A 23933-nucleotide genomic window follows, 5' to 3' on the forward strand; every position below is an offset into this window, starting at 1 on the left:
TTGAAGGGGCTCAGGCGCGGCCCGGGAAGAAGATCTTCACCTCGCGCTCGGCGGACTCCTCGGAGTCGGAGGCGTGGATGAGGTTCTCGCGGACGATCACACCGTAGTCACCACGAATGGAGCCGGGCGCGGCGGCGATCGGGTCGGTCGGGCCGGCGAGCTGGCGCAGCCCCTCGATGACCCGCTCGCCCTCGACGATCAGGGCGACGACCGGGCCGGAGGCCATGAACTCCACCAGCGGCTCGTAGAAGGGCTTGCCCTTGTGCTCGCCGTAGTGCTGCTCCAGCGTCTCCTGGTCCAGCGTGCGCAGCTCCAGCGCCGTGATCTGCCAGCCGGCCTTGCGCTCGATGCGGCTGATGATCTCGCCGGTCAGGCCGCGGCGGACTGCGTCGGGCTTGAGCAGGACGAGGGTGCGCTGGGTCACGAGGGGGCTCCTTCTTACAGCCGGTGGTGCGGTGGGATGAGGCTACAGTGCGTACCCAGGTGCCTGTTACGCAGTGTCAGCTTGCGCTCAAGCCCCGGACGGGCTGCCTTCACCGCTCTGCGCCGCGAACCTCGCCTTCGCCTCGTCGACCTTCCTGCCGAAGTGCACCGAGGCCCACCACAGCGCCGCGAAGATCGCGCCGAGGAAGAACATCGTGGGGACGATGAAGCCCGAGGCGATGAGGGCGATCTGCAGGGCCCAGCCGAGGGCGACGCCGCCGGGGCGGGTCACCACGCCGCACAGCACCAGGCACAGGAACATCGCGATGCCGCTGACCGTCCACACCTGCGACATGGACAGGTCGGGGTCCTTCATGGCGACCAGACCGGCGAAGCCGATGACGAAGAACTCGCCGATCAGAGTCGAGGAACAGAGCGTACGCATCTTTCGGACTCAGCCCTTCCGCAGGAGCAGCCGGGCTTCGCCGACCGTGATGACGGACCCGGTGACCAGCACGCCACCACCCGCGAACTCGCCCTCCTCCTCGGCCAGCGTGATCGCCGCCTCCAAGGCGTCCGGCAGCCGCGGCTCGACCTGCACGCGCTCCTCGCCGAACACCTCGACGGCGATGGCGGCCAGTTCGTCGGCGTCCATGGCGCGGTGGGAGGAGTTCTGCGTGACGACGATCTCGGCGAAGATCGGCTCAAAGGCCTCCAGCAGCCCCTGCACGTTCTTGTCGCCGCTCGCCCCCACAACGCCGATCAGCCGACTGAAGTCGAAGGCCTCCCCGATCGCCTCGGCGGTCACCCGCGCGCCGGCCGGGTTGTGGGCGGCGTCGAGCACGACGGTGGGAGAGCGCCGTACGACCTCCATACGGCCCGGCGAGGCGACGGCGGCGAAGGCCTTGCGGACGGTGTCGATGTCCAGCGGCTCGGCCCGCGCGGCGCCGACACCGAAGAACGCCTCCACGGCGGAGAGGGCGACGGCGGCGTTGTGCGCCTGATGTGCGCCGTGCAGCGGCAGATACACCTCGGGGTACTCGCCGCCCAGTCCGCGCAGGGTGACCAGCTGTCCGCCCACGGCGACCTGACGCGCCACGACCCCGAACTCCAGGCCCTCCCGGGCGACGGTCGCGTCGACCTCCACGGCCTTCTTCAGCAGCACCTGCGCGGCGTCCACCGGCTGCTGGGCCATGATCACGGTGGCGTCCTGCTTGATGATCCCGGCCTTCTCGAGGGCGATCTCACCCGGGGTGGTGCCGAGCCGGTCGGTGTGGTCGAGGTCTATGGGCGTCACGACGGCGACGTCACCGTCGATGACATTGGTGGCGTCCCAGGCGCCGCCCATCCCGACCTCCACGACGGCGACGTCGACGGGCGCGTCGGCGAAGGCGGCGTAGGCCATGCCGGTCAGCACCTCGAAGAAGGACAGCCGGTACTCCTGCTGCCCGTCGACCATCTCGACGTACGGCTTGATGTCGTTGTACGTCTCGACGAAGCGCTCGGCGGAGATCGCGGCGCCGTCCAGGCTGATCCGCTCGGTGACCGACTGCACGTGCGGCGAGGTGTAGCGGCCGGTGCGCAGCTCGAAGGCGCCGAGAAGGGCCTCGATCATGCGGGCCGTCGACGTCTTGCCGTTGGTGCCGGTGATGTGGATGGAGGGGTACGACCGCTGCGGCTCGCCGAGCACGTCCATGAGCGCGGCGATACGGCTGACGGACGGCTCCAGCTTGGTCTCGCCCCAGCGTGTCGCGAGCTCCGCCTCGACCTCGCGCAAGGCCTTGTCGACCTCGGGGTCCTCGGGGCGCGCGGGCACGTCGGCCTCCGGCGGGCCGCCCTGGGTACGCAGGGTGCGGCTGCCGGCCTCGATGACCGCGAGATCGGGGTCGCGGTCGGTTTCTGCCGCGATGATCTCGTCGAAGGGGTCGTCGCTCTCACTCACGGGGTCAGTCTACGGAGGGGGACTGACAGAGTGCCTACGGAGTGGGGTGGTGCGGGTTGTCGGGCCGCTGCGGGCCGCCGGGGCTGTTCACGCCCACGCGGCGGAGCCGCACATCGATACAGTGCCGCGCCCCTTGGGACACGAAGGCCCCCGGCGCCTGCACGGCACCGGGGGCCTTCATTGACGCGCTGACACCTACGCCTGCGGCAGCCTGTCCAGCTGGGCCTTGATCCGGGCGATGTCCTCGTCGGCCTTGGCGAGCCGCCCGCGGATCTTCTCCACCACCTGATCCGGTGCCTTCGCCAGGAACGCCTCGTTGCCGAGCTTGGCCGTGGCCTGGGCCTTCTCCTTCTCGGCCGCCGCCAGGTCCTTCGCGAGGCGCTTGCGCTCCGCCGCCACGTCGATCACGCCCGAGAGGTCCAGCGCGACCTCCGCGCCCGCCACCGGCAGCGTCGCCGTGGCCGTGAAGGCGTCGCCCTCCGGCTGGAGGCGCAGCAGCTGGCGGATGGCCGGCTCGTGCGGGGCCAGGGCCGTGCCGTCGAGGGTCAGGCGGGCCGGGACACGCTGGCCCGGCTGCAGTCCCTGGTCGGCGCGGAAGCGGCGGACCTCGGTGATGACCCGCTGGAGGACATCGATCTCCTGCTCGGCCGCCGAGTCCCGGAAGCCGCTGTCCTGCGGCCAGTCGGCGATCACGATCGACTCGCCGCCGGTCAGCGTCGTCCAGAGGGTCTCCGTGACGAACGGAACCACCGGGTGCAGCAGCTTGAGGGTGACGTCGAGGACCTCGCCGAGGACACGCTTGGAGACCTCGGCGGCCTCGCCGCCCGCCTGGAACGTCGTCTTGGACAGCTCGACGTACCAGTCGAAGACCTCGTCCCACGCGAAGTGGAAGAGGGCGTCGGACAGCTTGGCGAACTGGAAGTCCTCGTAGAGCGCGTCGACTTCGGCCACGACCGAGTTGAGACGGGAGAGAATCCAGCGGTCCGTCGAGGACATGACCGACGGGTCCGGCAAGGGCCCGTCCACCGTCGCGCCGTTCATCAGCGCGAAGCGCGTCGCGTTCCAGATCTTGTTGGCGAAGTTCCGGGAACCCTGGACCCAGTCCTCGCCGATCGGGACGTCGACGCCCGGGTTGGCGCCGCGGGCGAGGGTGAAGCGCAGGGCGTCGGAGCCGTACTTGTCCATCCAGTCCAGCGGGTTGACCGCATTGCCGAAGGACTTCGACATCTTCTTGCCGAACTGGTCGCGGACCATGCCGTGCAGGGCGATGGTGTGGAACGGCGGGGTGCCGTCCATCGCGTACAGGCCGAACATCATCATCCGGGCGACCCAGAAGAACAGGATGTCGTAGCCGGTGACCAGGACGGAGTTCGGGTAGAACTTCGCGAGCGACTCGGTCTGTTCGGGCCAGCCGAGCGTGGAGAACGGCCAAAGGCCGGACGAGAACCAGGTGTCGAGGACGTCGGTGTCCTGGTGCCAGCCCTCGCCGCTGGGGGCCTCGTCGTCGGGGCCGACGCAGACGACCTCGCCGTTCGGGCCGTACCAGACCGGAATCCGGTGACCCCACCACAACTGCCGCGAAATACACCAGTCGTGGAGGTTGTCGACCCAGTCGAAGTACCGCTTCTCCATCTCCTGCGGGTGGATCTTGACCCGGCCGTCGCGGACCGCGTCACCGGCGGCCTTGGCGAGCGGGCCGACCTTGACCCACCACTGCATGGACAGGCGCGGTTCGATGGTGGTCTTGCAGCGCGAACAGTGGCCGACGCTGTGGACGTACGGCCGCTTCTCCGCGACGATCCGGCCCTCGGCGCGCAGCGCGCCGACGATGGCCGAGCGGGCCTCGAGACGGTCCAGGCCCTGGAAGGGGCCGTGTGCGGTGATGACCGCGTGCTCGTCCATCACCGAGAGGGACGGCAGGTTGTGACGCTGGCCGATCTCGAAGTCGTTCGGGTCGTGCGCCGGGGTGACCTTGACGGCGCCCGTGCCGAACTCGGGGTCGACGTGCTCGTCGGCGACGACGGGGATACGGCGGCCGGTGAGCGGCAGCTCGATCTCGCGGCCGACGAGGTGGCGGTAGCGCTCGTCGTCGGGGTGGACGGCGACAGCGGTGTCGCCGAGCATCGTCTCGGCACGCGTCGTCGCCACGACGATGGACTCGTCGCCCTCGCCGTACCGGATGGAGACGAGCTCGCCGTCGTCGTCCTGGTACTCGACCTCGATGTCCGAGATGGCCGTCAGACACCGGGGGCACCAGTTGATGATGCGCTCGGCGCGGTAGATCAGCTCGTCGTCGTAGAGGCGCTTGAAGATGGTCTGGACGGCCTGGGACAGGCCCTCGTCCATGGTGAAGCGCTCGCGCGACCAGGCGACGCCGTCACCGAGGCGGCGCATCTGACCGGAGATCTGCCCACCGGACTCGGCCTTCCACTGCCAGACCCGCTCGACGAAGGCCTCACGGCCGAGGTCGTGCCGGGACTTGCTCTCCTTCGCGAGCTCCCGCTCGACGACGTTCTGCGTGGCGATACCGGCGTGGTCCATGCCGGGCTGCCACAGCGTCTCGTAGCCCTGCATGCGCTTGCGGCGCGTCAGGGCGTCGATGAGGGTGTGCTCGAAGGCATGCCCGAGGTGCAGGCTCCCCGTGACGTTCGGCGGCGGGATGACAATGGTGTACGGCTGCTTGTCGCTCTTCGCGTCCGCCTCGAAGTAACCGCGCTCTACCCAGCGCTCGTACAGCGGCCCCTCTACGTCGGCCGGCGCGTACTGGGTCGGCAGTTCGGTGCTGGGCGCTGGTGGCTGCTGCTGAGCGTTCTCGGTCACCCGCTCAGTTTAGGGGTGTCGCAGCGGTGTCCCGAAACGCGTTTGTTCTGTAACGGTGCGCCCCCCGATGCAACGTGCTTCCCCGGCCTGCGCCAGGATGTCGGGAACACATAAACATCTGGAGGGGAACCCAGAAATGAGCTACAACCAGCCGGGCCCGTACGGCGGGCAGCCCCAGCAGCCCGGTCCGTACGGCGGGCAGCCTCAGCAGCCCGGTCCGTACGGCCAGCAGCCGCAGGCGCCCCAGCCCGGCTATGGCTACCCTCAGCAGGCGCCGCCGCCCCAGCCCCCGGCCCAGCCCCAGGGCCAGCCCGGTTACGGCTACCCGCAGCAGGCGCCGCCCGCCCAGCCGGGCTACGGCTACCCGCAGGGCGTCCCGCCGCAGCAGCCGCCGTACGGCCAGGCCCCGTACGGGGTGCCGCAGCCGCCGGCGCCGGGTGGCGGCAACAAGAAGGCCGGCCTGATCATCGGCGCGGTGGCCGTCGTGGTGGCGATCGGTGTCGGGGCGTACTTCGTCTTCGGCGGGGGCGGTGGCGCGGGCGCCATCGACGACGACGGGGCGCACAAGCTGGCGTCGCCGGAGAAGGTGCTCAACGAGTACACGCTGGCCCCCACGGCCGGGGAGACCGCGGGCAAGAACAACGACACCGCGGACGAGCTGGCGAAGAACGGCGTCAAGAACGGCAAGAGCGTGGTCAGCGTCTACTCGACGACCGACCTGAGCAGCTACGACCCGAGCGACCCCTCGACCGCGCCCGACGCGTCCGACCTCGCGACGAACAAGACCATCGTGGTCTTCGGCGCCTACGGTGAGATCGCCGACCCCGAGACGGCTCTGGACGAGTTCTTCACCGCGTTCAAGAAGGGCGCCTCCGACTCCAGCTCTACCGGCTCGGGCAAGACCGAGCTGCTCGGTGAGCCCGAGGCGGTCGACCTGGACGGCGCGCTCATGAAGTGCCAGGGCATCAAGGGGCAGGACCTGCTGACCCAGAAGGAGAAGACCGACTGGTTCTGCGTCTGGGCCGACTACAGCACCATCGCCATGGTGACGCCGGGTGACGCCACGCAGGGCATCACCAAGGACGTCGCCGCGGACATCGCCAAGAAGCTCCGCCCGGAGATCCGCGTCGAGGCCTGACCCACGCCGGCTCGTCAACTGCGAAGGGGCCCCGGTCGGTTGACCGGGGCCCCTTCGTGTGTCCGTGGTGCGGTTACGCCGTCTTCTGCTCGCCGGGACCGCGCCCGCGCGCGTCGCGCGGGATCAGCGTGGGGTTGACGTTCGAGTGGACGACGTCCGCCGTGATGACGACCCTCGCGACGTCCTTGCGTGAGGGAACCTCGTACATCACCGACATCAGGACCTCCTCCATGATGGCGCGCAGGCCGCGCGCGCCGGTCTGGCGGAGGATGGCCTGGTCGGCGATGGCCTCCAGGGCCTCGCGCTCGAAGTCGAGTTCCACGCCGTCGAGTTCGAAGAGGCGCTGGTACTGCTTCACCAGCGCGTTGCGCGGCTCGACGAGGATCTGGAGCAGCGCCTCGCGGTCCAGGTTGTGGACCGAGGTGATGACGGGCAGTCGGCCGATGAACTCGGGGATCATGCCGAACTTGACCAGGTCCTCGGGCATGACGTCCTCGAACTGGTCCTTGGCCTCCAGCTCGCGCTTGGAGCGGATCGTCGCGCCGAAGCCGATGCCCTTGGCGCCGGCCCGGGACTCGATGATCTTCTCCAGGCCCGCGAACGCGCCGCCCACGATGAACAGGACGTTCGTCGTGTCGATCTGGATGAACTCCTGGTGCGGGTGCTTACGGCCGCCCTGCGGGGGAACCGACGCCGTGGTGCCCTCCAGGATCTTCAGCAGGGCCTGCTGGACGCCCTCGCCGCTCACGTCGCGGGTGATCGACGGATTTTCACTCTTCCGCGCGACCTTGTCGATCTCGTCGATGTAGATGATCCCGGTCTCGGCCTTCTTGACGTCGTAGTCGGCCGCCTGGATCAGCTTCAGCAGGATGTTCTCGACGTCCTCACCGACGTACCCGGCCTCCGTCAGCGCCGTCGCGTCCGCGATCGCGAACGGGACGTTCAGCATCCGGGCCAGCGTCTGCGCGAGCAGCGTCTTGCCGGAGCCCGTGGGGCCCAGCAGGAGGATGTTGGACTTGGCCAACTCGATGGCGTCCTCGCGGCTTTGGCCGCCGCCGTTCTCACCGGCCTGGACGCGCTTGTAGTGGTTGTAGACGGCGACGGAGAGCGCCTTCTTGGCTGCTTCCTGGCCGACCACATAGCCCTCGAGGAACTCGTAGATCTCGCGCGGCTTGGGCAGTTCCTCCCAGCGGACCTCACTGGTCTCCGCGAGTTCTTCCTCGATGATCTCGTTGCAGAGATCGATGCACTCGTCGCAGATGTACACACCAGGGCCTGCGATGAGCTTCTTGACCTGCTTCTGGCTCTTGCCGCAGAACGAGCACTTGAGCAGATCGCCGCCGTCACCGATGCGTGCCACGGTGTGCTTCCCCTTCGCCTGGGAGACGACTGGACGTTTTCGAATCCAGCGGCTCCTGGTGCTGCCTTATGTCGACGGTACCTTGCTTGGCCCCCCGTTCGGGCCCCCCTTGGCGCGGTTCACTTTGACGTGCACCGTCCCAAACCGTGCCAAGGGGCAGCAGACAATACCGGGTCCGCGTCAGCGAACGTCGGCGTTGTTCATCTTCCGCGTGGAGATGATCTGGTCGATCAGCCCGTACGACAGCGCGTCCTCGGCCGTGAGGATCTTGTCGCGCTCGATGTCCTCGCGGATCTTCTCGATCGGCGTGGTGGAGTGCTTGGCCAGCATCTCCTCCAGCTGCGAGCGCATCCGGAGGATTTCGTTGGCGGCGATCTCCAGGTCGGAGACCTGACCGCGGCCGGTCTCGCTGTACGGCTGGTGGATCAGCACACGGGCGTTCGGCAGCGCCATGCGCTTGCCGGGCGTGCCGGCGGCCAGCAGGACGGCGGCGGCGGAGGCCGCCTGGCCCATGCAGACCGTCTGGATGTCCGGCTTCACGAACTGCATCGTGTCGTAGATGGCCGTGAGCGCGGTGAAGGAACCGCCGGGGCTGTTGATGTAGACCGAGATGTCCCGGTCGGGGTCCATCGACTCCAGGCACAGCAGCTGCGCCATGACGTCATTGGCGGAGGCGTCGTCGATCTGCACGCCGAGGAAGATCACGCGCTCCTCGAAGAGCTTCGCGTACGGATCGTACTCGCGGATGCCCTGCGAGGTGCGCTCGACGAAGCGCGGGATGACGTACCGGGACTCGGCCACGGGACCCGCGTACTCGGCGCGCGAGCGGTCGTACAGGCTGCTGCCGGGGAAGTCGTTCACTGTCTGTCTCCTAGGGGCTGAGGCGGTCGGCTGGGGGCGCTGCGGGGGTCTCAGGCCCCGGTGCCGCCGCCGCCCGGCATGCCGGCGGCCGTGGCGATCACGTCGTCGATGAGGCCGTACTCCTTGGCCTCGAAGGCGTCGAACCAGCGGTCGCGGTCCGAGTCACGGGTGATCTGCTCGATCGTCTGACCGGTGTGCTGCGAGGTGAGCTCGGCCATGCGCTTCTTGGTGTGCAGCAGCCGCTCTGCGTGGATCTTGATGTCGGAGGCCGAGCCGGCCAGGCCCGCGGAGGGCTGGTGGATCAGGATCTCGGCGTTCGGCAGCGCGAAGCGCTTGCCCGGGGTGCCCGCGCTGAGCAGGAACTGTCCCATCGAGGCGGCGAGGCCCATGGCGATGGTCACCACGTCGTTCTTGATGTACTGCATGGTGTCGTAGATCGCCATGCCGGCCGTGATCGAGCCGCCCGGGCTGTTGATGTAAAGGTAAATGTCCTTTTCCGGGTCAGCGGCAAGGAGCAGCAGCTGCGCGGTGATCTTGTTCGCGATGTCGTCGTCGACCGGCTGGCCGAGGAAGATGATCCGCTCGTTGAGCAGCCGGTTGTAGACATGGTCGCCGAGGCCACCGCCGATGGAGGGCTCGCCGGCGGCGGAGGGCATCAGATTCGTCACGTATCCACCTGCTCGTCTTACGACGGCGCCGGGCCGTCTGCACGTGTTCCCTGCGGGGCGGGAGCGGATTCGGGTGCTCCCCTGCCCTCATACTCATGGACCCTAACGCGCAGGCTGGGCGGTGCCATCCCGGTTCCGGGAGTGTTCGCCGGGGGCGTAGAGCCGTGGGGACTTCGGCAGGTGGGCGGCTGCGGGTCCGTCGCGGCCGTTCGCGCCCCTGAGGGGCGCGCTCCCACCGGTACGTCGAAGGGCCCCGGGGATCGTGCCTCCCCGGGGCCCTTCCTACGAGCTACTCGGCGCCGTGGGCTCAGCCCTCGGACTTCTCCTCGGCGGCGGCGTCGGCGGTGCCCTCGGCGGCCTCCACCGTCTCCGTGGCCTGCTCGACCTCGTCCTCGTCGTCCAGGTCGATGACCTCGCCGTTGGTGTCCTTGACCACGGCCTTCTCGACGACGACGGCCAGGGCCTTGCCGCGGGCGACCTCGCCGACCAGGAGCGGAACCTGGCCGCCCTCGACGACCGCCTGGGCGAACTGGTCGGGGGACATGCCGGAGGAGGCGGCGCGGCGCATGAGGTGCTCGGTGAGCTCCTCCTGGTTGACGTTCAGCTTCTCCTGCTTGACGAGCTCGTCGAGGACGAACTGCGTCTTGATGCCCTTGACCGCGGCTTCCTTGGTCTCGGCGTCGAACTCCTCGACCGTCTTGCCCTGGATCTCGAGGTACTTCTCGAGGTCGAGGCCCATCTGGCCGAGCTGGTGGTGCTCGAGGTTGTGCTTACGGGTGTTGATCTCGTCCTCGAGCAGCTTCTCGGGGACGGGCACCTCGACGAGCTCCAGCAGCTTCTCCAGGACGCGCTCCTGGGCCTGCGTGGCCTGGTCGAACTGCTTCATGTTCTCGAGGCGCTTGCGGCTGTCGGCCTTGAGCTCGTCGAGGGTGTCGAACTCGGAGGCGAGCTGCGCGAAGTCGTCGTCCAGCTCGGGCAGTTCGCGCGCGGCGACCTGGGTGACCTTGACGGTGACCTCGGCCTCCTTGCCGGCCGCCGAGCCGCCCTTGAGCTCGGAGGTGAAGGTGGCCTCGCCACCGGCCTCCAGGCCCTTCACGGCGTCGTCGATGCCGTCCAGCAGCTCACCGGAGCCGATGGTGTAGGAGACGCCGTCGGCGACGCCGTCCTCGAGGACCTCGCCGTCGACCTTGGCCTGCAGGTCGATGGTGACGACGTCGCCCTCCTCGGCGGCACGCTCGACGGGAGACGTCGACGCGAAGCGCTCACGCAGCTGCTCCACGGACTTCTCGATGTCCTCGTCGGTCACCTCGACGGCGTCGACCTCGACCTCGATGCCGGAGTAGTCCGGGATCTCGATGGCCGGGCGGATGTCGACCTCGGCGGTGAAGTTCAGCGTCTCGCCGTCCTTCAGCTCGGTGATGTCGACCTCGGGCTGGCCCAGGACGTTGAGCTCGGCCTCGTTGACCGCCTCGGTGTAGAACTTCGGAAGCGCGTCGTTGACCGCCTCCTCCAGGACCGCACCGCGGCCGAACCGCTGGTCGATGACGCGCGCCGGGATCTTGCCCTTCCGGAAGCCCTTCACCGTGACCTGCTGGTTGATCTTCTTGTACGCCGCGTCGAGGCTGTCCTTGAGCTCCTCGAAGGGCACCTCGACAGTGAGCCGAACCCGAGTCGGGTTCAGGGTCTCCACGGCGCTCTTCACGGTTCGGTCTCCTTGTGGCTGACTTCTTGGTTTCTGCCGGAGCCAGACTGGTCCGGCGGATTCGCCGCCCGGAGGACTTCGTGACTTCGTACGGAGAGACACACGGGCGTGCAGCTTGCATAGTAACGGCAGCGACGACACGCCCTCAAAGGCGATCACAGGACGCGATCACACGAGGTCGCCGCGCGTGTGGCCAATGGTGACCGGTCATGGTCGGGGTGGCGGGATTTGAACCCACGGCCTTCCGCTCCCAAAGCGGACGCGCTACCAAGCTGCGCCACACCCCGTGCTGGTGCGACACGTAGGGTACATGCCCGCAGGCAGTGCGGCTGCCGCATTTCCCGAGGGCCGGGACTACGGCAATGGAGTGTGCGTCGAGGGGCCACGACCCGCTACGATGCCTGCAGTGCCGCGGTCACCTGACCTGCGGCGCGTCCTGTGCGGGCGTAGCTCAATGGTAGAGCCCTAGTCTTCCAAACTAGCTACGCGGGTTCGATTCCCGTCGCCCGCTCTGTATGGCTCAGGGCCAGGTCAGAGGAGTAATCCTCCGCCTGGCCCTGACTCGTTTCCCGGCAGCGGCCCGGTTCACAGGTGCCTCACGTCCACGGTGTAGACGGAGCGGACGCCGTACGGGACGTAGAGCGCGTCGCCGACCAGGACGGGCGGGGCGGTGATGCCGGTGGTGAGGAGATCGAGGTCGCCGCCGTCGTCGCGGCCCGCGCGGGTGGCCTGGACCTTTCCGGTGCGCACGTCGATGGCGGCGACGCGGCCGCTGGGGGAACCGAGATAGAGACGGGTGGCGGAGGCGACCGGGGGTCCCGACTTCTCCACCGTGGAGTCGGTCTTCCAGAGCTGGCGTCCCGTGCTCGGATCGACGGCGCGAACACTGCCGGCAGGGAGCGTGAAGTACAGGGTGCCGCGCACGAGGTGGACGGACGATTCCTCCGGCTGGGCCTCGGACAGCCTTACGGTCGTCAGGACGTGCGACTTGGCGTTGATCAGGGTCAACGTGCGGTGGGTGCCGAGGGCGCGGGCCAGCACGAGGCGTCCGTTCGTCTGTCCCGCGATGTCCAGGTCGCCCTTCACCCTCACGGTCCAGCCGGGCCGTCCTGTGGCCGGGTCGAGTTGCGAGATGCTCGTGCTGGTGATGTCGGTACCGGTGAAGACCGCGCAGACCAGGTACGCGTGCCGGGCTGCGCTGCGCAGCAGGCAGGGCTGGTCCTCCGGGTCGGGCAGCGGGCGCTTCCAGCGGACCTTGCCGTCGTCGGCGCCGAGCAGCGCGTAGTACTTCGACTCGTCGCCGTAGGTGGCGATGACGCCGTCGGGCAGGGCGACGGACGCGCCGCGGTCGCTGTTCGGCTCCGTTGCCGCGTCCCCTTCGCCGGTGGCGGTCTTCCAGATCACCTTGCCGGACTCGGCGTCGAGGGCCTGGACCGTGTAGCGGGTCGTGGACATCCCTTCGCCACCGATGGGCCGGTCGTCGGCACCGTAGACGTACACACGCCCGCTACGGGCGGCGATGATCGTGCCTCCGGAGCTGCCGCCGAGGTCGTCCGCCGTCTCGTCGATGGGCCGGGCCCAGGTGTTGCGGCCGTCGGCGAGGGCGAAGCGGGTCGCCATGATGTCGTCGCCGGCACACACCAGGGACCTGCCGGTGGCAGCACAGCGGTTGAACGGATTACTGGGGCCCACCGGCTCCTTGTCGACGCTCGGGTCCCTCGACTTCTTCTGCCAGGCCTGCCACCCGGCCGGCAGATCGCCGGGAGCGGCGGCGTCGGGGGTGACGGCGACCGTGGTGGCGAGGACGCCGGCGAGGAGCGCGGCCCCCAGGGCGGTGACCGCCGGCCACAGGCGTCTGCGGCGCTTGGGGACGCGTACGGGGCGGGTGCCCTCGTCCGCCGGTATCGGCTCCGGGAGCCGGCCGTCACGCAGCAGGGCCAGCAACTCGTCCGGCGTGGGGCGGGACTTGGCGTGCTTTTCCAGACAGAGGCGGACGAACGGGAGCAACTCATCCGGCACACCGTCGAGTTCCGGGGTGCCGTCGACGACGCGCATGGCCGTCTCATAGGGGCTCGGGCTGTCGAAGGGGCCATGGCCGGTCGCGGCGTAGGCGACGACCGAGCCGAGGGAGAAGATGTCCGCGGCCGGGCCCACGTCCTGGGGGGACGAGAACTGCTCGGGGGACATGTAGGGCGGGGTGCCCATCACGCGGCCGGTCTGGGTGAGGACGTCGGAGGCCGCGAACTCGGTGGCGCGGGAGATGCCGAAGTCGATGACGCGGGGGCCGTCCTCGGCGAGCATCACATTGGCCGGTTTCAGGTCACGATGGACCATTCCGGCACGGTGGATGTCACGCAGCGCCTCGGAGAGGCCGGCGGCGAGTTCACGCAATTTCGGCAGCGGCAGCGGGCCGTGGCGGCGGACGTGGGTGCCGAGGTCCTCGCCGGGGATGTAGAGCGTGGCCATCCAGGGGCGCGGCGCATCGGCGTCCGCGTCCACGACGGGGGCCGTGAAGGCGCCACTGACCCGGCGAGCGGCGGCCACCTCGCGGCGGAAGCGGGTGCGGAACTCGTCGTCGTCGGCGTACTGCGCGTGCACGACCTTGAGGGCGAGACGGCGGCCGGAGGCGGAGCGGGCCAGGTACACCACGCCCATGCCGCCGGAGCCGAGGCGGTCCTCGATCCGGTAGCCGCCCACTTCCGCCGGGTCGGACTCGCGCAGCGCCATCCCGTACGTCCCCCGTTCCGCACCGTCGTTCCGCAGCGTTCGACGATCACGAACGAGGGTATCCGTACCCTTCCGGGCCGCCCCACGGACCCTAGAACTGGATGGAGTTGATCGTCTCCGCTATCGAGTTGAGGAACCGCTGGATGTCGTCGGCCATGCCCGTCGAGGCAAGGAAGAAGCCGAACAGCACAGCGACTACGGCGGGGCCGGCCTTCAGGGATCCGCCACGGATCAGCACTACCAAGATGATCGCCAACAGCAGCACCACTGACAGCGAAATGGCCACAACAGATCACACCCTCGGTCGGTCCGCTCTCCCGGCCAGGGGATGCAACCCCGCGCACCCCCGCCAGAACCATCGTGCCACCAACCGGGCTCCGCTATGCGGCACGTGACGTTTCGTTCGCCACACCTGTGCTGGATCCGTGCGGGCCCGACGCGCCCCGGACCGGTCACCTTGCCCCGTACGGCTTTTCGACGGGACACCCCCACAAGGAATTCGGCGGGATCGTTTCCATTGGCACACAACATGTTCGCGGGTATTTCGAATTACCGACGCGATGATCACTTCATCGATCGCTTCCTCGATCATTACACCGGAAGCAACTCCTAGCCATATGCACCTTTTAGTCAGGATGAATCCGGACAAGACGGGTGACCGAGAGGTGTCCGGCAGGTGCATGTTCGCTGTACACACGTCATCGATCGCAATAACCGCGAACGACCTCGGTGGTTTTACGAAATCACACAGACAACGCTAGGGTGCCTCAGATGTTCCACGCCGCCTCGTCCCCCGCATGCGCAGCGAGGTTCTCGATCGACTCCCCCGGATTCCCGCGGGAGGGTCTGTGACGAACTCACTGCGACCGCACGGCCACAACAGAGCGCCCCTCCCCCCGGCACAGTCGCCGGCGGACGGAGTGCCGAGTCCGCGCTCGCCGCAGAGCCAGCAGGCTCAGGCGGACAACAGACCCGCGTCCAGCGGTGCCAAGCAGCGCGACGCGTTCTTCGACAACGCCAAGTACCTGGCGATCGTGCTCGTCGCCATAGGACACGCCTGGGAGCCGATCAAGGGCGACAGCCGGATCCTGGAGGCCGTGTACACCGTCGTGTACACCTTCCACATGCCGGCGTTCATCATCATCTCCGGCTTCTTCTCGCGCAGTTTCGACGCGACCCCCAGCCGGCTCAAGCGGCTGATCACCGGCGTCGCCGTGCCGTACATCGTCTTCGAGACGGCCTATCCGCTCTTCAAGCGCTGGATCGACGACGACCCGGGCCAGGAGATCAGCCTCCTGGACCCGTGGTACCTGACCTGGTTCCTGTGCGCGCTGTTCATCTGGCGGATGACCACCCCCATCTGGAAGATGGTGCGCTGGCCGCTGCCGATCGCGCTCGGCCTCGCCATGGCGGCGACGGTCACCCCGGAGATCGGCGACGACCTCGACCTTCAGCGGGTCCTGCAGTTCCTGCCGTACTTCGTGCTGGGTCTGATCATGAAGCCCGAGCACTTCCACATGGTGCGTACGCGCACGGTGCGGATCCTGTCCGTGCCGGTGTTCACCGTGGCGCTGGCCTTCGGCTGGTGGGCGGTGCCGCGTATGAACACCGCGTGGTTCTACCACCGTGACGCCGCGCAGGAGCTGGCCGCGCCGTGGTGGAGCGGGCCGGTGATGGTGCTGGCGATGTTCGGCTGCTCGCTGGTGCTGACGGCGTGCTTCTTCGCCTGGGTGCCGCGCCGCCACATGTGGTTCACGGCGCTCGGTGCGGGCACGCTGTACGGCTATCTGCTGCACGGCTTCGTCGTGAAGGCCGGTGACTACCAGGGCTGGTTCGACCACGCCTGGCTGCACCGTCCGCTCGGCGAGATCTTCGTCAGCGTCCTCGCGGCGATCGGCGTCACGCTGCTGTGCACCAAGCCTGTGCAGCGGGTGTTCCGGTTCGCGATGGAGCCGAAGATGGAGTGGGCGTTCAAGCGGGATGCCGCGCAGTTGGCGCGTGAGCGGGAGAAGCGTGAGGGCGCTACAGCGCGTGAGAAGGTCAACGCCTGATCTGAGCTGAACCTCGAAGTTCCCCCCGCGGGATCACTCGCCGACCAGACCGAGGAGTGCGCGCATCCGTGCGTACTTCTCGGTCAGTCGTTTCCGGGTCGGTTCGTCGAGGGCCGCGAGGCGTGACGGGTCCGCGTTGTGCGCCAGGTCCGCCTCCTTCACCAGCAGGGCGCCGGGGGTGGTGAGGATGCGTTGTGCGTACGCCTCAGGGGGCTCTCCGGGGCGCTTGGTGAGGGCGCGTACGACGTCCTTTGTGCGGCGGCTCAGTGGGGCGTCTTCCAGCCACTGTTCGGAGAGTGCGTCGTCCTCTACGGCGTCGTGCAGCCAGGCTGCCGCGATCTGCTCGTCGTCGCCGCCGCGTGTGCGTACGCCCTCGGCGACGGCCCTCAGGTGCTCGGTGTAGGGGCGGCCGGCCTTGTCGGTCTGGGTTGCGTGGGCTGTGCGGGCTATGGCCTCTACGTCGGTGAGGGTCAGCCTGTGCGGATGCTTCTGCGGTGTCTCGGTCACCGGTCCAGTGTCTCGCCCCCGCCGCCCCTACCCTTCCCGTCCTCCAGGGGCTCCGCCCCTTCGACCCCGGGGCCTTCTGGGGGCTGCCGCCCCCAGACCCCCGCTTCGGCCCTTAAGGGGCCTCGTCCTCAAACGCCGGACGGGCTGAAAAACACGGGCCGGCCCCGAGAAGTCGTCCTCGTCCGGATGACGTCCCCTGCGGGTGGGTGGGGGCTCGGGACGGTGGGGTCCTGTCCTCAAACGCCGGACCGGCTGACATTGCCTGAACCGGCCCCGAGAAGTCGCCCTCGTCCGGATGACGCCCCCTGCGGGTGGGTGGGGGCTCGGGACGGTGGGGTCCTGTCCTCAAACGCCGGACCGGATGGAATGCCCGGATCGGCGTCCAGAGGTGGCGCCGCTGCCAGGGGTGGGTGGGGGGCGGGGCGCAGGCCCCCGGTGTGTGGGGGTTCGGGGTGGTGCGATCTCGTCCTCAGGCGCCAGGGCGGCTGGCCGGCGTGGGGCCGGCGAAGAGGTCAGCGTGGTGTCGACTGTGCTGTTGGGCCTTCTCGGCAGATCAGGAGGAGGGCGCGGTCGTCGTTGACGTCCTTTGCCACTGCCTCGATGAGGTGCCAGGCGGCGCCGTGGAAGCCGCCGGCCACGTAGCGGTCGGCCTCGCCGGTGAGGCGGTCTATGCCCTCGACGATGTCGCGGTCGGAGGTTTCGACCAGGCCGTCGGTGAAGAGCATCAGGACGTCGCCGGGGCGGAGCGAGCCCTTCACCGGGTCGAACTGGGCGCCGTCGTAGACGCCCAGGAGAGGGCCCTCGGCGGCCTTCTCCTCCCAGCGGCCGCTGCCCGCGCTCAGTTGCAGGCCCGGCGGGTGGCCCGCGGAGTAGAGCTCGTAGTCGCCGGAGTCCAGGTCCAGGACGAGGTGGATCGAGGTCGCGAAGCCCTCGTCCCAGTCCTGGCGGAGCAAGTAGCCGTTCGCCGCCGGGAGGAACGCGTGCGGGGGAAGGCTGCCCAGGAGGCCGCCGAAGGCTCCCGAGAGGAGGAGGGCGCGTGAGGCCGCGTCCATGCCCTTGCCCGACACGTCCGTCAGGACGACCTCCAGCGTGCGGCCGCCGTTCGTGCGGGCCGCGACCACGAAGTCGCCGGAGAAGGACTGGCCGCCCGCCGGGCGCAGGGCCATCTCGCGATGCCAACCGTGGGGCAGTTGTGGGAGCTTGCTCTGGACTCGGATGCGTTCGCGCAGGTCGAAGAGCATCGTGCCGCCACGACGCCACGGCACGCCCACCCGGCTGCGGAACTGGGCGATCAGGAGGCCGAAGAAGCCGCACGCCGCCACGACGAGGACGATGCCCGGGGTGACTCGGGAAGGGCCCTCCGTGTACGGGCCCAGCTGCACCGACTCCACGATCAGCGCGGTGGCCGCCGCCGCGTACAGGCCCAGCAGGCTCGCCGGGCGCAGCAGCAACCCGCCCGCGACGATGGGGAGGACCAGCGCGGCCGGGGAGAACCACACCGGGTTGGCCATGGTCACGGAACAGATCAGCGGAACCGTAAGGAGCAGGCCGGCCAGCGCGATCCAGTCCGAGCCGTCGCCGCGGAAGTAGTCCACGGCACTTCTGCGCACGCCGACGCGGGCCCGGTGCCAGTGCATCTTCAACCGGGCCATGAACGTCTCGGCCGCCGTGCGCCGCTCTCGTCCTGCTGCCATTAGTTCGGGACCCTATCCATCGGACCAGCTGCTTGGCACGGGAGGTCCCACTTGTCCCCCGTCCGAGGTTCAACTTCACAGTGAACTTCACAGAAAGGGGTCTCGCCGCCGCCAACGAGAAATTCCCTCGCTCGTCCCGCAATGCCCTGGTAGGCATGGTTCATGGCGAAAGACAGTGCGAGCGAGGCCGACCGTCCCGAGCTGCGGGTGCTGCGCAAGGACGAGTGGGGCATCTGGTACGACACGCTCATCCGCGCCTTCGGTGGCGTCGCGGAGTCGGCCGAGGAGCGGGAGTTGTGGGACGCGCTCACCGAGGTCGACCGCTCCATCGGCGCCTGGGACGGGGACGCGTGCGTGGGAACGGCCGGTGTGTTCAGCTTCCGGCTCACGGTGCCCGGCGGCGCTTCCGTCCCGGCCGCCGGTGTGACCATGGTCAGCGTCGCCGCCACGCACCGTCGGCGCGGCGTCCTGCGGTCGATGATGCGGCGGCAGCTGGACGACGTACGCGAATGGGGCTGGCCGCTGGCCGTTCTGACCGCCTCCGAGCCGGAGATCTACGGCCGGTTCGGTTACGGCGTCGGCACCTTCCAGGCGAGCGTCGAGATCGACACGACCCGCGTCCGGCTGTCCGTGCCGCCCGGCACCGACGACGTACGGCTGCGCTACGCCGTACCGGCCGACGTCCTCGACGTCTGCGAGGCCGTGTACGCGCGCAAGGTGGGCGACCGGCCCGGAATGCTCGCCCGGCAGCCCGGCTGGGAGCGGCTCGGGGTGCTCGACCCGGAGAGCGACCGGGATGGCGCGTCGCCGCTGCAGTGCGTGCTGGCGGAGCGGGACGGCGAGGTGGTCGGGTACGCGCGCTTCCACGTCAAGCCGGAGTGGGACGGCAACGGGCCCAAGGGTGCCGTGAATCTGCGGGACGTACAGGCCCTCGACCCGGTGGCGCAGGCCGCGTTGTGGCGGTTCCTGTTCGGCATCGACCTGACGTCCACGGTGACGGCACGCGCGCGTCCGTTGGACGAGGCGTGGCAGCACCAGGTGTCCGACATCCGGCGGTGCGCGGTGCGGGTGCGGGACGGGTTGCATGTGCGGCTGGTGGACGTCGGGGCGGCGCTTGGGGCGCGGACGTATCAGGCGCCGGTGGACGTGGTGTTCGAGGTGGAGGATGCCTTCTGCCCCTGGAACACCGGGCGTTGGCGGCTGAGCGGGGACGCCAAGGGGGCGTCGTGCGAGCGTACGACGGACGCGGCCGATCTCTCCCTGTCCGTACGGGAGTTGGGGGCGACCTACCTCGGTGGCGTGAGCCTCACGGCGCTGGGGGCGGCCGGGCGGGTGCGGGAGGTTCGGCAGGGGGCGTTGGCGGAGGCGTCGGTGGGGTTCGCGTCCGCTGTGGCGCCTTGGTTGCCGCACGGGTTCTGACGCGGAGGTTCTGGCGCGTGGGATCTGGCGGCGTGGGTTCCGGCACGTGGGATCTGGCGGCGTGGGACCTGGCGGGTGCGATCTGGCGGGTGCGATCTGGCGCGTGGGACCTGGCGGGTGCGATCTGGCGCGTGGGTGACGCTCAGTCGGGTCGTCTACGGCGTCTGGCAGGCCGGACACCAGAAGAGGTTGCGGGCGGCGAGGTCGGCGGTGCGGATCTCGCCGCCACAGATGTGGCAGGGCAGGTTGGCCCGGCGGTAGACGTAGACCTCGCCGCCGTGGTCGTCGACGCGCGGCGGGCGACCCATGGCCTCCGGGGTGTGCTCCGGGCGGACGGTGTCGATGCGGTTGTTGCGGACGCCCTCGTGCATGAGCTCGACGAGGTCCGTCCAGATGGCGTCCCACTGCGCGGGGGTGATGTCCTTGCCCGCGCGGTAGGGATCGATGCGGTGCCGGAAGAGGACCTCGGCGCGGTAGACGTTGCCTACGCCCGCGATGACCTTCTGGTCCATGAGCAGGGCGGCGATGGTCGTACGGCTGCGGGAGACGCGTTGGTGCGCGGCGTGCGGGTCGGCGTCCTCGCGGAGGGGGTCGGGGCCGAGGCGGTCGTGTATCGCCTGCTTCTCGGTGGGGGTGATCAGGGCGCAGGTGGTGGGGCCGCGGAGGTCGACGTATGCGGTGCTGGTCGCCAGGCGGAGGCGGACGGTGTCCGTGGGTGGGGGTGCGGGGGCGTCGCCGAAGTTGACCTTGCCGAAGAGGCCGAGGTGGATGTGGATCCAGTCGGTGTCCCGGAAGCCGAGGAAGAGGTGTTTGCCGTGGGCCTCGGTGTGGGTGAGTTCGGCGCCGTTCAGGAGTTCTGCGGCGTCCGAGAACTTGCCCTGGGGGCTGGTGACGTTCGGGGTCGTGCCGAGGAATGCGGCGGCGTAGTCCTGGGCCAGCCGGTGGATGGTGTGCCCCTCAGGCACGGTGGCTCCTTCTTCGTCCTTTGTCTGTGGGTGGGGGTGCGGGGCGGCAGGTTTTCGCCCCCGCCGCCCCTACCCGTCCCGTCCTCCAGGGGCTCCGCCCCTTCGACCCCGGGGCCCTTCTGGGGGCTGCCGCCCCCAGACCCCCGCTTCGGCCCTTAAAGGGCCTCGTCCTCAAACGCCGGACGGGCTGGAATGCCGGGACCGGCGCCGAGAAGTCGCCCTCGTCCGGACGATGCCCCCTGCGGGTGGGTGGGGGTTCGGGACGGTGTGGTCCTGGCCTCGGACGCCGGACCGGCTGACATTGCCTGAACCGGCCCCGAGAAGTCGCCCCCGCCCAGATGACGCCCCCTGCGGGTGGGTGGGGGCTCGGGACGGTGCGGCCTCGTCCTCGAACGCCGGACGGGCCGACCTTGCCTGGTCCGGCGCCGAGGAGTCGCCCCGGGGCGTCCCTTCCCGGGCGCTACTGCTGCGGGTGGTGCGGCGGGATCGGGGGGAGGTCGCCCGTCGTTTCGTAGTCGGCCAGCATGTCGATGCGGCGGGTGTGGCGGTCGTCACCCGAGTACGGGGTGCTCAGGAACGTCTCGACGAACTTCGTCGCCTCGTCCTGCGTGTGCATGCGGGCGCCGACCGCGACGACGTTGGCGTTGTTGTGCTGGCGGCCCAGCGCGGCCGTCTCCTCGCTCCAGGCCAGTGCCGCGCGGACGCCCTTCACCTTGTTCGCGGCGATCTGCTCGCCGTTGCCGGAGCCGCCGATCACGATGCCGAGGGAGTCGGGGTCCGCGACCGTCCGCTCCGCCGCGCGGAGGCAGAAGGGCGGGTAGTCGTCCTGGGCGTCGTAGATGTGGGGGCCGCAGTCGACCGGGTCGTGACCCGCCGCCTTGAGCCACTCGACGAGGTGGTTCTTGAGTTCGAAGCCCGCATGGTCGGAGCCGAGATACACGCGCATGGAACGAGTGTGACACGGCTGTTTCAGGGCAGCAGCGCCGGGTGTCGACCGTGTCACATGTGACGCAAACTATGGAAGCTCAAGAAAACCTCAAGTAACAATCCCGAATCAAAGGTTCCCGAATCCGTTCTCCTCAGATTCACTGGTCCGACTCGTACACCGCTCGTTCACCATCCGTACGAGAACCGCTCCCCACGGCGCAAAGGAAATCCGTTCCATGACTTCGCAGCCGACTCAGAAGACGGCCGGACCGGCCGGACCTGCTCCCGGCGGCCACGGCCTACAGGCCGGCCTCAAGAACCGCCATCTGTCCATGATCGCCATCGGCGGTGTCATCGGCGCCGGACTCTTCGTCGGGTCCAGCTCCGGTATCGCCACCGCCGGCCCCGGCATCCTTCTCTCCTACGCCCTCGTCGGCACGCTCGTGGTGCTGGTGATGCGGATGCTGGGTGAGATGTCCGCGGCCAACCCGACGTCCGGGTCGTTCTCCGCGCACGCCGACCGGGCGCTCGGGCGCTGGGCCGGGTTCTCCATCGGCTGGCTCTACTGGTTCTTCTGGGTCGTCGTGCTGGCGGTCGAGGCGACCGCCGGTGCGGTGATCCTGGAGGGCTGGATCCCGGCCGTACCGCAGTGGGGCTGGGCCCTGATCGTGATGGTGGTGCTGACCGCCACCAACCTCGTCTCCGTCGGCTCCTACGGCGAGTTCGAGTTCTGGTTCGCCGGCATCAAGGTCGTCGCGATCGCCGCGTTCATCGTCATCGGCGGGCTGGCCGTCTTCGGGCTGCTGCCGGGCGTCGACAGCGACCAGGCCGGGCTCAGTAACCTCACCGAACACGGCGGATTCCTGCCCAACGGTGCCGGTGCCATCCTGACCGGTGTGCTGCTGGTCGTCTTCTCCTTCATGGGCAGCGAGATCGCCACCCTGGCCGCCGGTGAGTCCGAGAACCCGCAGCAGGCCGTCACCAAGGCCACCAACAGCATCATCTGGCGGGTCGCCGTCTTCTACCTCGGCTCGATCTTCGTCGTGGTGTCCCTGCTGCCCTGGGACAGCAAGGCGATCGCCAAGGACGGCTCGTACGTCGCCGCCCTCGACTCCCTCGGCATCCCGCACGCCGGTCAGATCATGAACTTCATCGTGCTGACCTCGGTGCTGTCCTGTCTCAACTCCGGCCTCTACACCGCCTCCCGCATGGCCTTCTCCCTCGGCCAGCGCGGTGACGCGCCGAAGTCCTTCGCCCGCACGACCGGCAACGGCGTGCCGCGTACGGCGATCCTGGCCTCCGTCGTCTTCGGATTCGTGGCGGTGTTCTTCAACTACGCCTACCCGAAGACCGTCTTCCTCTTCCTCGTCAACTCCTCCGGCGCGGTCGCCCTGTTCGTCTGGCTGGTCATCTGCTTCTCGCAGCTGCGTATGCGGAAGATCATCCAGCGCGAGGCGCCGGAGAAGCTCGTCGTGAAGATGTGGCTGTACCCGTACCTGACCTGGGCGACGGCCGCGCTGATCGTCTTCGTCCTCGGCTACATGCTCACCGACACCGAGCACGACGGCCGCAAGACCGTGCTGCTGTCGCTCCTCGTGGCGGCGCTCGTGCTGGTGACCGCCTTCGTGAAGGAGAAGGTCGGGCGTGGACGCGCCGCGGGTGTCGAGGCCGCCGCCCCGGTCGAACCGCGCGACGAGGTCAAGACCGGCTGAGAACGAACGCCGGCCCGTCGAGGGCCCGTCGAGTTCCCGCGGAGGGGCGGTGGGGTGCCGTGTGCACCCCACCGCCCCTCCCCTGTTTCCGGGAACATTCGACCGGTCACAGCACCGTGAAGCTGTCCCTCACCTTCTCGTACGTCTTCAGGGCCTCGGCCTCGATGTCCGGCTGGTACCACGTGTTGATCTGGTACGACTTGCCCTCCACGGTGAAGCCCAGCAGCCGGGCGTGCCAGGGGGCGCCCTGGAGGGTGAAGGTGTACTCCCAGACGACCGCCGGGTGCCCGCGGAACGTCGTCCGCTCCAGGCGGATCTTGCGGTACTGCTGACCCTGCCGGGCGTTCTCCTCCGACTTCTGCCAGGAGTCCATCAAGTCGTCGCGGGCCAGGGACGACTTGGCGGCGAGTTCCTGCTTGGCGTCCGGTGACGTGTAGTGCACCTCCGACCCCGTCTTGACGTCACGCCGCCAGCCCTCGGGCGGCACCCACGCGAACCCGCCCGCCTCCCTGCGCGACCCGGGCGGCAGGCTCTGCGGCCTCGACGTGCCCTCGACCGTGGACGACGGGCCCGTGGAGGGGGTGGACGCGGCCGAGGCGGACGGCGACGAGCCGGCTTCGCCGCCGCCCGGCGACCCCAAGTCGGTCGCCAGCACGACCGCCACGACAGCGCCCGCGGCGACGGCACCGACGGCGACGGCGATACGTCCCGTACGGCGGCGTCCGCGCCGGGGGTCGGCCGGGACCGGGGGGCCGGGGAGTTCGCCGGGTGGCATAGGGGTGTACGACCGTGCCGCGCCGGGCGCGAGCTCCGTCTCCGGGACCGGCCGCCGCTCGGTCACCGCTTCGGCGCGGGACAGGGAGACGCCGGGGCGGTGGGGAGCGGGGCCGCGGACGTTGCCGGGAGCGCGGCCACGGGAGTCGCCGGCCGGGGTTTCGGAGCGTGCCTCCGAGCGGGGTTCGGAGGCGAGTTCGGTGGAGGAGGAAGAGGGCGGGGCCCCGGGGGGTGGGGTGGTGG

The 23933-nt window shown here is 69.3% G+C and carries 18 protein-coding genes, 2 tRNA genes and 1 pseudogene; 5 read left to right on the forward strand and 16 right to left on the reverse strand.

Going from position 1 to position 23933, the window contains the following annotated elements:
- Window positions 1-10: 10 nt before the first annotated feature.
- The 4 genes from ndk to ABD932_RS11650 all read right to left on the reverse strand — a co-directional run bounded on the left by ndk (window position 11) and on the right by ABD932_RS11650 (window position 5185).
- Window positions 11-424 carry a nucleoside-diphosphate kinase gene (ndk, locus tag ABD932_RS11635; protein ID WP_004001296.1) on the reverse strand — a complete coding sequence of 138 codons (414 nt, stop codon included), beginning with the start codon at window positions 422-424 and terminating at the stop codon, window positions 11-13.
- Window positions 425-511: 87 nt separating this feature from the next.
- Window positions 512-868, reverse strand: a complete 357-nt coding sequence (locus tag ABD932_RS11640; RefSeq protein ID WP_345011430.1) for a DUF4233 domain-containing protein — start codon at window positions 866-868, stop codon at window positions 512-514.
- Between the two features lie 9 nt (window positions 869-877).
- Complete coding sequence (gene folC, locus ABD932_RS11645) at window positions 878-2365, reverse strand: bifunctional tetrahydrofolate synthase/dihydrofolate synthase (RefSeq protein ID WP_126392210.1); 1488 nt, start codon at window positions 2363-2365, stop codon at window positions 878-880.
- A 195-nt stretch (window positions 2366-2560) separates the two neighbouring features.
- Window positions 2561-5185, reverse strand: coding sequence for a valine--tRNA ligase (locus tag ABD932_RS11650; RefSeq protein ID WP_345011433.1), 2625 nt, complete (start codon window positions 5183-5185; stop codon window positions 2561-2563).
- Window positions 5186-5321: 136 nt separating this feature from the next.
- Between ABD932_RS11650 and ABD932_RS11655 the strand changes: the two genes are divergently transcribed.
- Window positions 5322-6323 (forward strand): hypothetical protein, encoded by a 1002-nt coding sequence (locus ABD932_RS11655; RefSeq protein ID WP_345011435.1) that lies wholly within the window; start codon window positions 5322-5324, stop codon window positions 6321-6323.
- A gap of 73 nt (window positions 6324-6396) precedes the next feature.
- Here ABD932_RS11655 and clpX read toward each other — a convergent pair whose 3' ends face one another.
- The 5 genes from clpX to ABD932_RS11680 form a co-directional block, all read right to left on the reverse strand.
- Entirely contained in the window at window positions 6397-7683 is a 1287-nt protein-coding gene (gene clpX, locus ABD932_RS11660; RefSeq protein ID WP_126392213.1) for an ATP-dependent Clp protease ATP-binding subunit ClpX, read from the reverse strand.
- Window positions 7684-7863: 180 nt separating this feature from the next.
- Window positions 7864-8544: an ATP-dependent Clp protease proteolytic subunit gene (locus ABD932_RS11665; RefSeq protein ID WP_345011437.1), complete on the reverse strand. Its 681-nt coding sequence runs from the start codon at window positions 8542-8544 to the stop codon at window positions 7864-7866.
- A gap of 50 nt (window positions 8545-8594) precedes the next feature.
- Complete coding sequence (locus tag ABD932_RS11670) at window positions 8595-9200, reverse strand: ATP-dependent Clp protease proteolytic subunit (protein WP_020136159.1); 606 nt, start codon at window positions 9198-9200, stop codon at window positions 8595-8597.
- A gap of 319 nt (window positions 9201-9519) precedes the next feature.
- The gene (tig, locus tag ABD932_RS11675) at window positions 9520-10914 is read right to left on the reverse strand and encodes a trigger factor (protein WP_345011439.1); all 1395 of its coding nucleotides are present in this window, start codon (window positions 10912-10914) and stop codon (window positions 9520-9522) included.
- Between the two features lie 210 nt (window positions 10915-11124).
- A tRNA-Pro gene (locus tag ABD932_RS11680) sits at window positions 11125-11201 on the reverse strand.
- Window positions 11202-11354: 153 nt separating this feature from the next.
- On the opposite strand from ABD932_RS11680, the gene ABD932_RS11685 reads away from it, so the two are divergent.
- Window positions 11355-11425: transfer RNA gene (locus tag ABD932_RS11685), tRNA-Gly, on the forward strand.
- Window positions 11426-11499: 74 nt separating this feature from the next.
- Here ABD932_RS11685 and ABD932_RS11690 read toward each other — a convergent pair.
- Together ABD932_RS11690 and ABD932_RS11695 are read right to left on the reverse strand one after the other, a co-directional pair.
- The gene (locus tag ABD932_RS11690) at window positions 11500-13641 is read right to left on the reverse strand and encodes a protein kinase domain-containing protein (RefSeq protein ID WP_345011441.1); all 2142 of its coding nucleotides are present in this window, start codon (window positions 13639-13641) and stop codon (window positions 11500-11502) included.
- A gap of 91 nt (window positions 13642-13732) precedes the next feature.
- A complete protein-coding gene (locus ABD932_RS11695; protein ID WP_030044846.1) occupies window positions 13733-13927 on the reverse strand; it encodes a hypothetical protein in 195 nt (64 codons plus the stop codon).
- Window positions 13928-14489: 562 nt separating this feature from the next.
- On the opposite strand from ABD932_RS11695, the gene ABD932_RS11700 reads away from it, so the two are divergent.
- Entirely contained in the window at window positions 14490-15692 is a 1203-nt protein-coding gene (locus tag ABD932_RS11700) for an acyltransferase family protein (RefSeq protein ID WP_345011446.1), read from the forward strand.
- A 33-nt stretch (window positions 15693-15725) separates the two neighbouring features.
- Here the strand turns inward: ABD932_RS11700 and ABD932_RS11705 are convergent, their stop codons facing one another.
- Both ABD932_RS11705 and ABD932_RS11710 read right to left on the reverse strand, forming a co-directional pair.
- Window positions 15726-16199, reverse strand: coding sequence for an HD domain-containing protein (locus ABD932_RS11705; protein ID WP_345011448.1), 474 nt, complete (start codon window positions 16197-16199; stop codon window positions 15726-15728).
- 512 nt (window positions 16200-16711) lie between these two features.
- Complete coding sequence (locus ABD932_RS11710) at window positions 16712-17893, reverse strand: SpoIIE family protein phosphatase (RefSeq protein ID WP_345011450.1); 1182 nt, start codon at window positions 17891-17893, stop codon at window positions 16712-16714.
- Window positions 17894-18055: 162 nt separating this feature from the next.
- Between ABD932_RS11710 and ABD932_RS11715 the strand changes: the two genes are divergently transcribed.
- On the forward strand, window positions 18056-19312 hold the full coding sequence (locus ABD932_RS11715; RefSeq protein WP_345011452.1) for a GNAT family N-acetyltransferase: 1257 nt from the start codon (window positions 18056-18058) through the stop codon (window positions 19310-19312).
- 155 nt (window positions 19313-19467) lie between these two features.
- On the opposite strand, the gene ABD932_RS11720 is transcribed toward ABD932_RS11715, so the two are convergent.
- Both ABD932_RS11720 and ABD932_RS11725 read right to left on the reverse strand, forming a co-directional pair.
- Complete coding sequence (locus ABD932_RS11720) at window positions 19468-20277, reverse strand: Fpg/Nei family DNA glycosylase (RefSeq protein WP_345011454.1); 810 nt, start codon at window positions 20275-20277, stop codon at window positions 19468-19470.
- Between the two features lie 460 nt (window positions 20278-20737).
- Window positions 20738-21223 carry a ribose-5-phosphate isomerase gene (locus tag ABD932_RS11725; RefSeq protein ID WP_345011456.1) on the reverse strand — a complete coding sequence of 162 codons (486 nt, stop codon included), beginning with the start codon at window positions 21221-21223 and terminating at the stop codon, window positions 20738-20740.
- Between the two features lie 217 nt (window positions 21224-21440).
- On the opposite strand from ABD932_RS11725, the gene ABD932_RS11730 reads away from it, so the two are divergent.
- Window positions 21441-22916: an amino acid permease gene (locus ABD932_RS11730; protein ID WP_345011458.1), complete on the forward strand. Its 1476-nt coding sequence runs from the start codon at window positions 21441-21443 to the stop codon at window positions 22914-22916.
- Window positions 22917-23022: 106 nt separating this feature from the next.
- On the opposite strand, the pseudogene ABD932_RS11735 reads toward ABD932_RS11730, so the two are convergent.
- Window positions 23023-23933 (reverse strand): annotated as a pseudogene (locus tag ABD932_RS11735) (serine/threonine protein kinase); the annotation flags it as partial.

The organism is Streptomyces shaanxiensis, from assembly GCF_039537145.1.
Taxonomy (GTDB): Bacteria; Actinomycetota; Actinomycetes; order Streptomycetales; family Streptomycetaceae; genus Streptomyces; species Streptomyces shaanxiensis.

Bases quoted from the DNA above. Each gene is read 5' to 3' on its own strand.
- ABD932_RS11690 (WP_345011441.1), bottom strand. From the start codon at position 13,641: ATGGCGCTGCGCGAGTCCGACCCGGCGGAAGTGGGCGGCTACCGGATC.
- ABD932_RS11730 (WP_345011458.1), top strand. From the start codon at position 21,441: ATGACTTCGCAGCCGACTCAGAAGACGGCCGGACCGGCCGGACCTGCT.
- ABD932_RS11715 (WP_345011452.1), top strand. From the start codon at position 18,056: ATGGCGAAAGACAGTGCGAGCGAGGCCGACCGTCCCGAGCTGCGGGTG.
- ABD932_RS11640 (WP_345011430.1), bottom strand. From the start codon at position 868: ATGCGTACGCTCTGTTCCTCGACTCTGATCGGCGAGTTCTTCGTCATC.
- ABD932_RS11710 (WP_345011450.1), bottom strand. From the start codon at position 17,893: ATGGCAGCAGGACGAGAGCGGCGCACGGCGGCCGAGACGTTCATGGCC.
- ABD932_RS11670 (WP_020136159.1), bottom strand. From the start codon at position 9,200: ATGCCCTCCGCCGCCGGCGAGCCCTCCATCGGCGGTGGCCTCGGCGAC.
- ABD932_RS11655 (WP_345011435.1), top strand. From the start codon at position 5,322: ATGAGCTACAACCAGCCGGGCCCGTACGGCGGGCAGCCCCAGCAGCCC.
- ABD932_RS11725 (WP_345011456.1), bottom strand. From the start codon at position 21,223: ATGCGCGTGTATCTCGGCTCCGACCATGCGGGCTTCGAACTCAAGAAC.